This is a genomic window from Pseudomonas putida (assembly GCF_002025705.1).
Taxonomy (GTDB): domain Bacteria; phylum Pseudomonadota; class Gammaproteobacteria; order Pseudomonadales; family Pseudomonadaceae; genus Aquipseudomonas; species Aquipseudomonas putida_J.
In genome coordinates this window covers 4,648,321-4,662,331 of record NZ_CP018846.1, presented here as the reverse complement: position 1 = coordinate 4,662,331, position 14,011 = coordinate 4,648,321, and the positions used below count along the sequence as shown (strand labels likewise).

Below are 14,011 nucleotides of genomic sequence, written 5' to 3'. Positions count from 1 at the left end.
ATGGTGATGCGGTGTTAAAACACTCAGGCTGCAAGGATCTTGATGCTGCCGTCGCGGCCGCATTCGAATCGAGGTTGTTGCAGCGGGTTGGCCTTGACGAAATCGATCACGTTTTCCAGTGCATCTGACGAGAGATCGAAGATGTCCTGCAGCTGTTCGAGCGGCATGCCGCTGCGCAAGGCGTTGACCGCTTTGAGCAAATGGGTGGCGGCGACGCTTTGGTCAATGGTGTGCTGTTTGATGGCGACGATCAGGTTGGCATGGACGAATCGATTATCCTGCTCGACCTGTTCACGCATGGCGATGAAAGCGCTGCGGTTTTCCGAATCCTGCTCGCGCGCCAATAGCAGAAGCTTGCGTATACGCTCGTAGAAGCTTTCGAGCTCCAGTCGTTTGAGCCCATCGAGAGAGTCAACCACGACATGCCGGCCAGCTTGGAGTGGCATGAGAGGGTCGTAGGTCGACTGCAGGTCCTGGATGACGGCTTCCACCTCGATGGCCAGGTCCGACAACAGCTGTTTGAGCTTGGCCGTTTCCTCATCCAGTATGCGGGCCTGCTCGCGCAGGTGTGCTACTTCCATGCCTTGCAGCACGGTCTGCAGCACGGTGGTGATGACGGCGGTGACCACGAACACCTTGCCGGCGATCATGGCCACGCTTGCCACCCGCAAGGCTGTCGACCCAAGCCATACCGTTGCGGCCAGTTGCCCGGCGCCGCTGCTCACCGATGACACGGTATGAATGACGTGCTCGGCATTGCTTTGCGAAGCGCTTGGGTCGTAGCCCAGATGCGGGTTGAGGTTGCTGGCCTGTGCGGCGAGGGCGCCTATCGCGTCCTGGTGGGTGTCGCAAACGGTTTTGAGTACGGCTTCCAGCGACTTGATGTCTTCGATCAGAAAGCTGAAGCGACGATGGGCTGCCTCGACCTTTTCCTGACGGCTGTGGGTGAAGAGTTCGGCCCAGCCGCAGACGGCATCGTCGATCCCGGTCCAGATAGCGTCCAATAACCCCATTTGACTCATCCTTGACTGTTGCGTCGGGAGGAAGGGGGATGATGTTATATTGATATTGTTTTCCAGTGATATACGGTTTTGTTCTTAAGCCATGAGGGCTAAATGCTAACCCGTTAACACTTCACTTAAACTTTCCCATTTGCAGGTGTATCGTATTCGCCCTTCACCGCCAGCCATGTTGGCAGCTTGATTGCGCCGAAACGAGGTACCTGCACCGATGTCCTTTACCCGTCGACAAATGCTCAAGGGCCTGACCGGCCTTGCTGTGGTAGGCCTGGGCGCCGGGGGCGCTGCGCGCTACTGGCTGGGCAAGGTGGAGGACGAGAACGCCGGGCACGACTACGAGCTGATCGCCGCGCCCCTGGACGTGGAGCTGGTGCCTGGCTTCAAAACCGAGGCCTGGGCCTTCGGCCCCTCCGCGCCGGGCACCGAGCTGCGGGTACGCCAGGGCACCTGGCTGCGGGTGCGCTTTATCAACCACCTGCCGGTGGAAACCACCATCCACTGGCATGGCATTCGCCTGCCGCTGGAAATGGACGGCGTGCCTTACGTCTCGCAGTTGCCGGTCAAGCCGGGCGAGTACTTCGACTACAAGTTCCGCGTGCCGGATGCAGGCAGCTATTGGTATCACCCCCATGTCAGCAGCTCCGAGGAGCTTGGGCGTGGGCTGGTCGGCCCGCTGATCGTCGAGGAGCGCGAACCGACCGGGTTCAAGCACGAGCGCACCCTGAGCCTGAAGAACTGGCACGTGGACGAGCAGGGCGCCTGGCTGCCGTTCAGCATCCCCCGCGAAGCTGCGCGTAACGGCACCGCCGGGCGACTGATCACCATCAATGGCCAGGCCGACTCCGTCACCGAACTGCCGGCTGGGCAGGTGGTGCGCGTGCGCCTGCTGAACCTGGACAACACCTGGACTTACCGCCTCAACCTCAAAGGCAACTGCGAGGCGAAAATCTATGCCCTCGACGGCAACCCCGTGACCCCACGGCCACTGGATGATGAATACTGGCTGGGCCCTGGCATGCGCATCTGCCTGGCCATCCGCATTCCTGAGGTGGGTGAGGAAGTCTCGCTGCGCGACGGCTTCGTGCGCCTGGGCACCTTGCGTTCAGTAGCCAGTAACGAAGCACCGGGCGACTGGCCCAAGGCCCTGCCGGCAAACCCGATCGCCGAGCCGGACCTGGAGAATGCCGAGAAGCTCAACTTCAATTTCGAATGGGCAGCGAGCGTCTCGGTCGACGCCGATCCTGAAAAACCATCGAGCATGTGGCAGATCAACGGTCAGGCGTGGGACATCACCGACAAGACCTGCGCCGACCGGCCGATCGCCACGCTGAAGAAGGGCAAGAGCTACATCTTCGAGCTGAAGAACATGACCCAGTACCAGCACCCGGTTCACCTGCATGGCATGAGCTTCAAGGTGATCGGCTCCAATCGCCGGCAGATCCCCGAGCCTTACTTCACCGACACCTACCTGCTGGGCAAGAACGAGCGCGCCCAGGTGGCGCTGGTAGCGGATAACCCCGGTACCTGGATGTTCCACTGCCACGTCATCGACCACATGGAAACCGGCCTGATGGCCGCGATCGCGGTGGTCTGATGCGACCGCAGATCATCGACCGTAGCCGCGATCAGGAATTCATGCGCCTGGCCCTGGGCCTGGCCGCCGAGGGTGCAGCCATGGGCGAGGTGCCGGTGGGGGCGGTGCTGGTGCAGCATGGCCAGGTGATCGGTCAGGGGTTCAACCGGCCGATCGTCGACAGCGACCCCAGCGCCCATGCCGAAATGGTGGCCATCCGCGCGGCGGCCCAGGCCGCCAGCAACTACCGGCTGCCGGGTAGCACCCTATACGTGACCCTGGAGCCGTGCAGCATGTGCGCAGGGCTGATCGTGCATTCGCGGGTGGCGCGGGTGGTGTTCGGGGCGCTGGAGCCCAAGGCGGGGATCGTGCAGAGCCAGGGGCAGTTCTTCGGGCAGGGCTTTCTCAACCATCGGGTGATGGTGGAGGGCGGGGTGCTGGCGGAGGAGTGCGGGCAGATCCTGAGTGACTTCTTCAAGGCTCGACGAGCCAGGAATTAACCTGTAGCGGCCCTTTCGCGGGTGAACCCGCTCCCACAGAGATAGCACGGCTCTCAAAACCTGTGCAGTCCCTGTAGGAGCGGGTTTGCCCGCGAAAAGGCCGCTACAGGCTCACATCGGCGGCGACTGATCCGCTGGCTTGTCCTTGTTCACCCCAGGCACATGCAGGTTGCCCTCGGCCACCTGGCCTTCGAGCTGCGGCTGGGTCACCCAGGTGAGGATGTCGTAGTAACGGCGGATGTTGGCCACGAAGTGCACCGGTTCGCCACCACGGGCATAGCCGTATTTGGTCTGCCGGTACCACTGCTTCTGGGCCAGCCGGGGCAGCATCTTCTTCACGTCCAGCCACTTGTTCGGGTTGAGCTTTTCGCGCTTGGCCAAGGTGCGGGCGTCTTCCAGGTGGCCGGTGCCGACGTTGTAGGCGGCCAGGGCGAACCAGGTGCGGTCAGGCTCCTGGATGCTGTCGTCGAGCTCTTCCTTGATCTTCATGAAGTACTTGGCACCGCCCTGAATGCTCTGCTTCGGGTCCAGGCGGTTGGACACGCCCATTGCCTGGGCGGTGCGCTGGGTCAGCATCATCAGGCCGCGCACGCCAGTCTTGGAAGTGACTTCCGGCTGCCACATCGACTCCTGGTAGCCGATGGCTGCCAGCAGGCGCCAGTCGACCTGTTCGACCTTGGCGTAGCTCTTGAAGTGCTTTTCGTACTTGGGCAGGCGCTGTTGCAGGTGCTGAGCGAAGGTGTAGGCACCCACGTAACCCAGTACGTCGACATGGCCGTAGTACCGGTCTTTCAGGCGCTGCAAGGTGCCGTTCTTCTGCGCTTTGTCGAGAAATTCGTTGATCTCGTTGAGCAGGCTGTTGTCATCCCCCGCAGCCACTGCCCAGCGCTGGTCGCGGGTATCGCCCAAGTCGAAGGCAACCCGCACGTTAGGGAAGTACACCTGGTTCATCGCCAGCTCGTTGGAGTCGACCAAAGTCAGGTCGATCTGACCTTCATCGACCATGCGCAACAGGTCGACCACCTCGACGGCGTCGGACTCTTCGTATTGCAGGCCAGGGTACTGCTTCTTCAGCTCAGCCAACTGGTCGGCGTGGCTGCTGCCCTTGAGTACCATGATCTTCTTGCCGACCAGGCCCTTGGCATCGGTGGGGCGGGGGCGGCCGTTGCGGTAGATGACCTGCGGGGTCACTTCCAGGTAGGGGTGCGAGTACCTGACCTGCGCCTTGCGCCGGTCGCTGCTGACCAGACCGGCAGCTGCCAGCACCGGGCCGGACGGTTTGCCGAGCGAGTCGTACAGTTCGTCGAGGTTGTCGGCGGTCTCGATCTGCAGCTTCACGCCGAGATCGTCGGCGAAATGCTGGACCAGCTCGTACTCGAAGCCGGTTTCGCCGTTGCGGTCCTGGAAGTAGGTGGCCGGGCTGTTGCGGGTGATGACGCGCAGCACGCCGTCCTCCTTCACGCGCTCGAGGGTGCTGGGTTTTTCAACGCAGGCACCGAGCAGTAGAAAGAGTCCGGTTGCGATTAGCCATCTGGCGCAACGTTGGCGCAAAGCAGTGTGGGCGAACATAGGTTGCAGTATACGCAAAGGACCGGCCCAGCCATATCTCGACAACAGATAGCTTGTCTGGTAGCGGGTTGTGTGGTGGGGCATGCCTATAGAGAGTCGGTACCCGTTAGATCGAGCGCCGCCCGCGCGGCGCATCGCGGATGAATCCGCTCCTACATCTGTTAAGGGCCAGTCCGTCCTGTGATAGGTGCGCTGCCCGCCTTGCGTACACCTCGGTATCGAAGGGAGCAAGCAAAAGCGGGCAGCGGTGACCTCACAAGCGTGATTGGCCCGAAACAGATGTAGGAGCGGATTCATCCGCGATGCGCCGCGCGGGCGGCGCTCGATCTCCTGGGCGCTGAAAAACCCAAGGCGAACCCCTCGGAAATCTGACCCCGAAGTCCGGTTCCGCCGCCCGGCAGCCATGGCTTAGAGCGGGTGCCGAAAGCCGTCGAATTAGGCTAGAATGCACGGCCTCTAAGCACACCCCTTCCTGAGGCTGTCCCGACGATGTTGATCCTGCGCGGCGCTCCTGCCCTTTCTGCCTTTCGCCACGGTAAATTACTCGAGCAACTGAGCCAGAAAGTCCCCGCTGTTACTGGTTTGTATGCCGAATTTGCCCACTTCGCCGACGTTGACGGCGAGCTGACCGCCGACCAGCAGCAGGTGCTGGGCCGTCTGCTCAAATACGGCCCGAGCGTGCCGGTACAGGAGCCGACCGGCCGCCTGTTCCTGGTCGTGCCGCGCCTGGGTACCATCTCGCCATGGGCCAGCAAGGCCAGCGACATCGCCCACAACTGCGGCCTGCAGTCGATCCAGCGCCTGGAGCGCGGCATCGCCTACTACGTCGCCGGTGATCTGAGCGATGCCGATGCCGCAGCTGTCGCCGCCGAGCTGCACGACCGCATGACCCAGCGCGTGCTGGCCCAGCTGGAGCAGGCTTCGGACCTGTTCAGCCACGCCCAGCCCAAGCCGATGACCTCGGTCGACATCCTGGCCGGTGGCCGCGACGCGCTGGCCAAGGCCAACATCGACCTGGGCCTGGCCCTGGCCGAAGACGAGATCGACTACCTGGTCAACGCCTTCCAGGGGCTCAAGCGCAACCCGAACGACATCGAACTGATGATGTTCGCCCAGGCCAACTCCGAGCATTGCCGCCACAAGATCTTCAACGCCAGTTGGGACATCGACGGCCAGGCTCAGGAAAAGAGCCTGTTCGGCATGATCAAGAACACCTACCAGATGCACAACGAAGGCGTGCTGTCGGCTTACAAGGACAACGCCTCGGTGATCGTCGGCAACGTCGCCGGGCGCTTCTTCCCGAACCCTGAAACCCGCCAGTACGGCGCGGTGCAGGAGCCGGTGCACATCCTGATGAAGGTCGAGACGCACAACCACCCGACCGCCATCGCCCCGTTCTCCGGTGCTTCCACCGGCTCCGGCGGCGAAATCCGCGACGAAGGCGCGACCGGCCGTGGCGCCAAGCCAAAAGCCGGCCTGACCGGCTTCACCGTATCCAACCTGCGCATCCCCGGCTTCGAACAGCCATGGGAACAGGCCTACGGCAAGCCAGAGCGTATCGTCGACGCCCTCGACATCATGATCGAAGGCCCGCTGGGCGGCGCTGCGTTCAACAACGAATTCGGTCGCCCGGCCCTGACCGGCTACTTCCGTACCTTCGAGCAGGCCATCAATACCCCGCATGGCGAAGAAGTGCGCGGCTACCACAAGCCGATCATGCTCGCCGGCGGCATGGGCAACATCCGTGAAGACCACGTGCAGAAGGGCGAGATCACCGTTGGCGCCAAGCTGATCGTGCTCGGCGGCCCGGCCATGCTCATCGGCCTGGGCGGCGGCGCCGCCTCGTCGGTGGCGACCGGTGCCAGCTCGGCTGACCTGGACTTCGCTTCGGTACAGCGCGAAAACCCGGAAATGGAGCGCCGTTGCCAGGAGGTCATCGACCGCTGCTGGCAGCTGGGTGACAAGAACCCGATCGCCTTCATCCACGACGTCGGCGCCGGCGGTATCTCCAACGCCTTCCCTGAGCTGGTCAACGACGGTGGCCGCGGTGGCCGCTTCGAGCTGCGCAACGTGCCCAACGACGAGCCGGGCATGGCCCCGCACGAAATCTGGAGCAACGAGTCGCAAGAGCGTTACGTGCTGGCCGTCAGCGCCGTCGACTTCGAGCGTTTCCAGGCCATTTGCGAACGCGAGCGTTGCCCGTTTGCCGTGGTCGGTGAAGCGACCGAAGAGCCGCACCTGACCGTCACCGACAGCCACTTCGACAACACGCCAGTGGACATGCCGCTTGACGTGCTGCTGGGCAAGCCGCCGCGCATGCACCGTTCGGTCACCCGCGAAGCCGAGCTGGGCGATGACTTCGACCCAAGCAAGCTGGACCTGGACCAGGCTGTCCAGCGCGTGCTGAACCACCCGGCCGTGGCCAGCAAGAGCTTCCTGATCACCATCGGCGACCGCACCATCACCGGCCTGGTTGCCCGCGACCAGATGGTCGGCCCGTGGCAGGTTCCGGTGGCCGACTGCGCCGTCACCGCTACCAGCTTCGACGTCTACACCGGTGAAGCCATGGCCATGGGCGAGCGTACCCCGCTGGCCCTGCTGGATGCCCCGGCTTCCGGGCGCATGGCGATCGGCGAGACCATCACCAACCTGGCCGCCTCGCGCATCGAGAAACTGTCCGACATCAAACTGTCGGCCAACTGGATGTCTGCTGCCGGCCACCCGGGTGAAGACGCGCGCCTGTACGACACTGTCAAGGCTGTGGGCATGGAGCTGTGCCCGGAGCTGGGCATCACCATTCCGGTCGGCAAAGACTCGATGTCGATGAAGACCAAGTGGAGCGAAGAGGGCGCCGAGAAGAGCGTCACCTCGCCGATGTCGCTGATCATCACCGGCTTCGCCCCGGTCACTGACATCCGCCAGACCCTGACCCCGCAACTGCGCATGGACAAGGGCGAGACCGACCTGATCCTGATCGACCTGGGCCGCGGCAAAAACCGCATGGGCGCCTCGATCCTGGCCCAGACCTACGGCAAGATCGCGGCCCAGGCACCGGACGTCGACGACGCCGAAGACCTCAAGGCCTTCTTCGCCGTGATCCAGGGCCTGAACGCCGACGGTCACCTGCTGGCCTACCACGACCGCTCCGACGGCGGCCTGCTGACCACCGTGCTGGAAATGGCCTTCGCCGGCCATTGCGGCCTCGACCTGCAACTCGACCCGCTGACCGACAGCAAGGCCGACGTGGCAGCCATCCTCTTTAACGAAGAGCTGGGTGCGGTCATCCAGGTACGCCAGGATGCCACCCCGGACGTACTGGCACAGTTCAGCGCTGCCGGCCTGGGCGAAGAGTGCGTCGCGGTGATCGGTAAACCGATCAACAACGGTGAAGTCTCCATCAGCCTCAACGGCGAAGTGCTGTTCGACGACGACCGTCGCATGCTGCAGCGCCAGTGGGCCGAAACCAGCTACCAGATCCAGCGCCTGCGCGACAACGCCGACTGCGCCGACCAGGAATTCGACCTGCTGCTCGAGGAAGAAAACCCGGGCCTGTCGGTCAAGCTGGGCTACGACGTCAACGATGACATCGCCGCACCGTACATCAAGAAGGGCGTGCGCCCGCAAGTGGCGATCCTGCGCGAGCAGGGCGTCAACGGCCAGGTTGAAATGGCTGCCGCCTTCGACCGTGCAGGTTTCGCTGCCATCGACGTGCACATGAGCGACATCCTCGCCGGCCGCGTTGACTTCGAAGCCTTCAAGGGCCTGGTTGCCTGCGGTGGTTTCTCCTACGGTGACGTGCTGGGCGCCGGTGAAGGCTGGGCCAAGTCGGCGCTGTTCAACAGCCGCGCCCGCGATGCCTTCCAGGCCTTCTTCGAGCGTACCGACAGCTTCGCCCTGGGCGTGTGCAACGGTTGCCAGATGATGTCCAACCTGCACGAGCTGATTCCGGGCACCGAGCACTGGCCGCACTTCGTGCGCAACCGTTCGGAGCAGTTCGAGGCGCGCGTGGCCATGGTCGAGGTGCAGAAGTCCAACTCGATCTTCCTGCAGGGCATGGCCGGTTCGCGCATGCCGATCGCCATCGCCCACGGCGAAGGCCATGCCGAGTTCGCCAGCGAAGAGGCACTGCTGGCAGCTGACCTGTCCGGTTGCGTGGCCCTGCGCTATGTCGACAACCACGGCAAGGTGACCGAAGCCTACCCGGCCAACCCGAACGGCTCGCCGCGTGGTATCACCGGCCTGACCAGCCGCGATGGCCGCGTGACCATCATGATGCCGCACCCGGAGCGTATGTTCCGCGCCGTGCAGAACTCCTGGCGCCCGGATGAGTGGCAGGAAGACGCCGCGCTGATGCGTATGTTCCGCAACGCCCGCGTGTGGGTGAACTAAGGCGTGTACAAGCTCGCCTTCTTCGTCCCGGCCAGCCATGTTGAAGGGGTCAAGGCCGCCGTGTTCGCCGCAGGTGGTGGGCGTATCGGCGACTATGACCACTGCGCCTGGCAGGCCTTGGGCCAAGGCCAGTTTCGCCCGTTGGACGGCAGCCAGCCGTTCCTCGGGCAAACCGGCCAGGTCGAGGTGGTCGAGGAGTGGAAGGTGGAGCTGGTGGTAGCCGACGACCTGATCGTTCAGGTCGTCGCTGCGCTCAAGCAGAGCCACCCGTACGAGACGCCAGCCTATGAGGTCTGGCGCCTGCTGGATATCTGAATCCGGTACGGTGTTGCTGCCGCTTAGGCTGAGAAGGCGCTTCAGCCGGATGGTAACAGGTTGTTAAGTATTTCCAGATCTTTGATCGTTGAATGCTGATTGAGATTTTCAAGGTTTCTCAGTCTTTCTCTAGCTTGCTGCTGATACGCTGCTCGGCGTTCGCTCAAACTTCCGCTCGAACATCCATCGTTAATGTTGTCCTGATTCCTGAGTGCCCAAGCCTGGACGATATCGTCCTGCCAGTCACTGACATAAGGATGTGTGAAGTAGCTCTTCGCCAACGATGCCGGGTCCCTTCCTGTATCACCCTGCCAATACTGATACATCGCACGGCCCACTTCCTCTACCGCATACTGCGCCAGTAGCGACGACAGGGCATGAAATGGGTGGGTGTCGTGATCCTTTGCCAGCTGCGAATGGGTCGGATGGGTATCGTCGTCGATATTCGGATCCTTACCCAGCAACAGTTGAAGATCATCGATGTTGTCGCCAGCCCATTTCAGCAAGTTCTGGAAGACCAGGTCGATCAAATAGCTGATAGCCTTCAGCGGTAACTTCACCACATGGTTCGCACGCCCCAGCCAGTTGTACCATGGCTGGTCAGCCGCTTTGTCGCGCACGGCCAGGTAGCCCTCCAACTTCTGCAGCCACTGTGGGTCTTCGTGTTCTCGGAGCAAGATCAACAGCATTTGCTCTTTATCACTACGTTCACCCGGAAGGGTAGGCACGTAGTCGAGACCCTTGGCGGGGAACAGCACCTTGGCTACCGGTTCGAGCACACTGGCAAGGACATCAGTCCCACTGAACAGGCCGGTTACCAAGGGCCGTTCATGCCGGCACTGTTTTGGTGTTGTCCAAGCAAGTACATCGGTGTGACCGACCTTGCGAAGGCTCAGTTCGACGAAGTTCGAGTGAGCGAAGAGGTCTTCCAGTACATGCAGCGCTTCACCGAAAAAGCGCATGCCTTCTGGCGTTGGGCCCGCGATCGAAGCGTCTATGAGCTTCTGGTACATGTAGGCTTGGGCAGGCTCGAAATAACGGTACATGGACCGGTCGTGATCCAGTTGCATGGATTCATGGTCCGATTGCCGCAAAGGTTCGAAGTCTGGATCGATTGATTGAGGGTCGGTAGCTTCATCTAAGGTAAGCGGGTTGTCGATATGTTCGGAAGGCCGATACACACCCAGCATTTGCGTAGTTACCTTGTAGTTTTCGCGGTCTTCAGGGGGAGTGTGGAGGCTGTGAAACTCCTTCAGCGCCAGGAAGTCCACAAGATTGGTCAGGGTGGCTCTTGAGAGTTTGCGCGGAAAGTCCTTCGGTTCATGTTCTGCACGAACGAGCTTGGGGTCGACCAATTGCGAGTAATCGCGCAGCCAATTGCCGAAGTAGATTGCTTTGCGCTGCTTAGGAGTAAAACCTGCAGTTGCCAGAGCCTTTTCGATGGATTCATGGCCGAAAGACTGGTCTGAACCGCTCCCTGTGCCAGCTTCAAATCTGAGTGTCGGGAAGATCTTCTCCTTGGTCCTCCCGCCATCGACCTGGTCGCCCTCCGTGGGGAGGCTCAAATTGAGCAGTATCGTTTCGGAAAAATCTTCCCCTTCTATTTTTGCAATAACTGTTCCGTTACCGGTTGAACGATCGAGGAGGGCCAGGGTGGCGAGATACTGTTCAGCTGCTTCTTTTGTTGAGCTGTCAGCAGCATCGGCGCCGATGAGATGCCCGACGTGATCAGCAAATGCCCTGAGTATGGCCATCAGCAGCAATGGAGTCGTTTGCGGTTGCTCCAGGGCTCGTTCTACCGCAGCAAGGCCAACTTCGATGGTTTGGCTAGCGCGGTCGTAGCGGGCTGTCTTTGGACTGTCCTCTGCCATTCGATAAGCAGGATTGATTACCGCGCTTGCCCGAAGGTCACCGTGTAGTTTGGTAATGGCCTCAACGGGAACCCCATAGCCGTATATCGACATCAAGGTCAGTTCAAAGGTGTGCTGGCTTGTGGTCTTCGCAATGCCCATCAATTGGTCGAGAGCATGAGTACTTTCAAAGGAAGCCAGAGTCGGAACTTTAACAGAGGTGGGCATAATCTATTGCCTTCATTGATCAGAGGGCGTCCAGCATGTTCCGCTCTGTACTTTTCAGGCATCAGGTATGTCTTCCAGCTTTAATTGCCCACACGGCCGCCATCTTCACGCGTCAATTGTTGCTTTCAGGTTTTCTGAGCAAGCTGCAGGCAACTAACCCCACTTCGAACAGCATCCACATGGGGACCGCGAGCATAGTCTGAGAAAACACGTCTGGAGGTGTCAGAATCATCCCGACCACGAAGCAGCCGACGATCACGTAAGGCCTGCTGCTGCGCAATGTAGCCACGTCGGCCAGCCCGACCCAGACCACGATGAAGGTCGCCACCGGAATCTCGAAGGCCAACCCGAACGCCAGGAACAGCGCCATGATGAAGTCCAGGTACTGGCTGATGTCGGTCATCATCGCCACACCGTCTGGTGTCACGCTGGCAAAGAAGCCGAACATCATCGGGAATACCAGGTAGAACGCAAAGGCCATGCCGGCATAGAACAGCAGTATGCTCGACACCAGCAACGGCAGGGCGATGCGCCGCTCGCGGCGGTACAACCCCGGCGCGAGAAAGCCCCAGGCCTGGTGCAGCAACAGTGGCATGGCCACGAACAGCGCGCACATCGCCGTCAGCTTGAATGGGGTGAGGAACGGCGAAGTGACGCTGGTGGCGATCATACTGGCACCTTCCGGCAGGAAGCGGCGCAGGGGTTCCGAGATCAGGGTGTAGAGCTGCTGGGCAAAGGGAAACAGCCCGGCGAATACCAGCGCCAGCAACAACAGGCAGCGCACCAGGCGCTTGCGCAGGTCACGCAGGTGGTCGGTCAAAGGCATGCGTGCTGCCGGGTCCAGGGCAATGCTCATGGGCTGCTCTCCCGAGCGATGCTGCTGGGTATGGCGTCACCGGCCGGTTCCACCTTGAGGCTGATGCCCTGGCGAATTTCCTGCTCCAGGCGCTGCAAGGGCGCGCTGTCCAGGTTCGGCATGTCAATCTCGCGTTCCATCTGTGCGCGTAACCCGTTCATCGCCCGGCGCGCTTGGCCAAGGCCCCGGCCCAAGGTGCGTGCCGCGACCGGCAGGCGCTCCGGGCCCAGCACCAGCAGCGCGACAACGCCTACCAGCAAGAGCTCGCTGAAACCGATCTCGAACATCAGGCTTGGCGATCCGCTTGCGGCTGCTGTGCCGCCTGGGCGGTTACCGGTGGCTGCTGCTGCACGTGAGCGGCACCTGGTGCGCTGGCGTCATGATCGCCGCCCATGGATTTGCGAAAGCCCTGGATCGCTTCGCCGACATCACTGCCCAGGCCCTTCAGGCGCTTGGTGCCAAACAGCAGGAACACGATCAGCAGTACGATCACCAGTTGCCAGATTCCGATGCCACCCATTTCGACCACTCCTGTAAGGTCATGAAAATGAAGGCCAATCCTGCCGCTTGCAGATGACGCCAACATGACTGCAAGGCCATTGCAACCTGGCTGCAACAACCCGCGTGTTGACTGGCGCCTTTCATTGATTGAAGAGGGGCGCGGGATGAGCGGCAAGCGGCAGCAGGGCGCGGCACTGCTGATGGTGATGGTGGTGCTGGCCATGCTCGCCGCAGGCATGGCCTGGTTGGTGGAGGATGGCCGACGGCAAGTGGATGATGTGCAGCTGCTGCGTCAGCGGGTGCAGGTGCGAGCGATGGAGCAGGCCGGCCTGGCCTATGCCGAACAGGCCCTGCGTGACCCTGCCTGGCGGCTCAGCCCATTGTTCTGGCAAGCCTTGCGCGGGCAACCGTTGAAGTACGATTTCGGTGCCGGGCAGGCGCAGTTGCGGGTGCGTGACCAGCACACCTGCTTCAATGTGAATGCGTTGCTGGGGGCTGATGGCGAGCGTGCCGAGCGCCAGCTCAAGCACCTGCTGGGGGACGACATGGCTGCGGAGCGCCTGGTCGATGCGCTGGCCGACTGGCTCGACAGTGACAGCGATGCCCGCCTGCAGGGGGCCGAAAGCGCCCATTACCTGCGCCAGCAACCGCCGCGGCTGGCGGCCAACCAGCCGATGCTCGATACCAGCGAGCTGAACCTGCTGCTGGAGCCTGATGCCGCACGCCAGCGCCGTTACCCGATGCTGTGCGCCTTGCCGCAGACCACGGGCTGGCGCTTGAATGCCAATGCCCTTGGACTGGAGCACTTGCCGTTGCTCGATGCGTTGTATGAGGGGCGTTACCCGCGTTCGTTGCTTGCCCGTATTGTCAGCGGGCGGCCGGCGTCGGGGTATGAGGATGCCTCGGCATTGCGCCAGGCGCTGGGGGCAGTGGATGACGAGACATTCGAGCGGTTGAGCGAAGGCTTGCTGCTCAACAGTGGGCATTATCTGTTGCAGCTGTCGTTCGAGGAGCAGGGCAGGGTGATGCGCAGCGAGTTTCAGGTGGAGGCTTTAGGGGTGGTGCAGTGGCATGCCCGGGTGCCGGCGCAACAGGTGCGGGTGCGCAGCCGTGAGCCGATGGCCTGGTAAGGCTGGAGATTGCCAGGGCTGCTCTGCAGCCCAATCGCGACACAAGGCCGCTCCTACAGGGGATCGCACAAATCCTGTAGG

Annotated in this window: 11 protein-coding genes; 5 read left to right on the top strand and 6 right to left on the bottom strand. The window is 61.9% G+C overall.

The window, feature by feature from the left end:
- Positions 1 to 23 precede the first annotated feature (23 nt).
- Positions 24 to 1,013 (bottom strand): hypothetical protein, encoded by a 990-nt coding sequence (locus BUQ73_RS21165; protein WP_079229542.1) that lies wholly within the window; start codon positions 1,011 to 1,013, stop codon positions 24 to 26.
- 217 nt (positions 1,014 to 1,230) lie between these two features.
- Here BUQ73_RS21165 and BUQ73_RS21160 point away from each other — a divergent pair, with 217 nt between their 5' ends.
- A complete protein-coding gene (locus BUQ73_RS21160) occupies positions 1,231 to 2,613 on the top strand; it encodes a multicopper oxidase family protein (RefSeq protein ID WP_079229541.1) in 1,383 nt (460 codons plus the stop codon).
- Positions 2,613 to 3,092: a tRNA adenosine(34) deaminase TadA gene (tadA, locus tag BUQ73_RS21155; protein WP_027920140.1), complete on the top strand. Its 480-nt coding sequence runs from the start codon at positions 2,613 to 2,615 to the stop codon at positions 3,090 to 3,092. The genes BUQ73_RS21160 and tadA overlap by 1 nt, the downstream gene beginning before the upstream one ends.
- Before the next feature lie 111 nt (positions 3,093 to 3,203).
- Here the strand turns inward: tadA and mltF are convergent, their stop codons facing one another.
- Complete coding sequence (mltF, locus tag BUQ73_RS21150; RefSeq protein ID WP_027920139.1) at positions 3,204 to 4,661, bottom strand: membrane-bound lytic murein transglycosylase MltF; 1,458 nt, start codon at positions 4,659 to 4,661, stop codon at positions 3,204 to 3,206.
- A gap of 489 nt (positions 4,662 to 5,150) precedes the next feature.
- Between mltF and purL the strand changes: the two genes are divergently transcribed.
- Together purL and BUQ73_RS21140 are read left to right on the top strand one after the other, a co-directional pair.
- Positions 5,151 to 9,050 carry a phosphoribosylformylglycinamidine synthase gene (gene purL, locus BUQ73_RS21145; RefSeq protein ID WP_079229540.1) on the top strand — a complete coding sequence of 1,300 codons (3,900 nt, stop codon included), beginning with the start codon at positions 5,151 to 5,153 and terminating at the stop codon, positions 9,048 to 9,050.
- Positions 9,051 to 9,053: 3 nt separating this feature from the next.
- Complete coding sequence (locus BUQ73_RS21140; protein WP_079229539.1) at positions 9,054 to 9,365, top strand: NGG1p interacting factor NIF3; 312 nt, start codon at positions 9,054 to 9,056, stop codon at positions 9,363 to 9,365.
- Positions 9,366 to 9,406: 41 nt separating this feature from the next.
- Here BUQ73_RS21140 and BUQ73_RS21135 read toward each other — a convergent pair whose 3' ends face one another.
- From BUQ73_RS21135 to tatA, 4 genes are all read right to left on the bottom strand, one after another.
- On the bottom strand, positions 9,407 to 11,443 hold the full coding sequence (locus tag BUQ73_RS21135; protein WP_079229538.1) for an HET-C-related protein: 2,037 nt from the start codon (positions 11,441 to 11,443) through the stop codon (positions 9,407 to 9,409).
- Between the two features lie 112 nt (positions 11,444 to 11,555).
- The gene (gene tatC, locus BUQ73_RS21130) at positions 11,556 to 12,299 is read right to left on the bottom strand and encodes a twin-arginine translocase subunit TatC (RefSeq protein ID WP_079229537.1); all 744 of its coding nucleotides are present in this window, start codon (positions 12,297 to 12,299) and stop codon (positions 11,556 to 11,558) included.
- Complete coding sequence (gene tatB / locus BUQ73_RS21125) at positions 12,296 to 12,586, bottom strand: Sec-independent protein translocase protein TatB (protein WP_079229536.1); 291 nt, start codon at positions 12,584 to 12,586, stop codon at positions 12,296 to 12,298. Before tatB ends, tatC begins: the two co-directional genes overlap by 4 nt.
- On the bottom strand, positions 12,586 to 12,819 hold the full coding sequence (tatA, locus tag BUQ73_RS21120; RefSeq protein WP_079229535.1) for a twin-arginine translocase TatA/TatE family subunit: 234 nt from the start codon (positions 12,817 to 12,819) through the stop codon (positions 12,586 to 12,588). The genes tatB and tatA overlap by 1 nt, the downstream gene beginning before the upstream one ends.
- Positions 12,820 to 12,964: 145 nt before the next feature.
- Between tatA and gspK the strand changes: the two genes are divergently transcribed.
- Entirely contained in the window at positions 12,965 to 13,930 is a 966-nt protein-coding gene (gene gspK / locus BUQ73_RS21115) for a type II secretion system minor pseudopilin GspK (RefSeq protein ID WP_079229534.1), read from the top strand.
- Positions 13,931 to 14,011 lie beyond the last annotated feature (81 nt).

Bases quoted from the DNA above. Each gene is read 5' to 3' on its own strand.
- BUQ73_RS21165 (WP_079229542.1), bottom strand. From the start codon at position 1,013: ATGGGGTTATTGGACGCTATCTGGACCGGGATCGACGATGCCGTCTGC.
- BUQ73_RS21160 (WP_079229541.1), top strand. From the start codon at position 1,231: ATGTCCTTTACCCGTCGACAAATGCTCAAGGGCCTGACCGGCCTTGCT.
- tadA (WP_027920140.1), top strand. From the start codon at position 2,613: ATGCGACCGCAGATCATCGACCGTAGCCGCGATCAGGAATTCATGCGC.
- mltF (WP_027920139.1), bottom strand. From the start codon at position 4,661: ATGTTCGCCCACACTGCTTTGCGCCAACGTTGCGCCAGATGGCTAATC.
- purL (WP_079229540.1), top strand. From the start codon at position 5,151: ATGTTGATCCTGCGCGGCGCTCCTGCCCTTTCTGCCTTTCGCCACGGT.
- BUQ73_RS21135 (WP_079229538.1), bottom strand. From the start codon at position 11,443: ATGCCCACCTCTGTTAAAGTTCCGACTCTGGCTTCCTTTGAAAGTACT.
- tatC (WP_079229537.1), bottom strand. From the start codon at position 12,299: ATGAGCATTGCCCTGGACCCGGCAGCACGCATGCCTTTGACCGACCAC.
- tatB (WP_079229536.1), bottom strand. From the start codon at position 12,586: ATGTTCGAGATCGGTTTCAGCGAGCTCTTGCTGGTAGGCGTTGTCGCG.
- tatA (WP_079229535.1), bottom strand. From the start codon at position 12,819: ATGGGTGGCATCGGAATCTGGCAACTGGTGATCGTACTGCTGATCGTG.
- gspK (WP_079229534.1), top strand. From the start codon at position 12,965: ATGAGCGGCAAGCGGCAGCAGGGCGCGGCACTGCTGATGGTGATGGTG.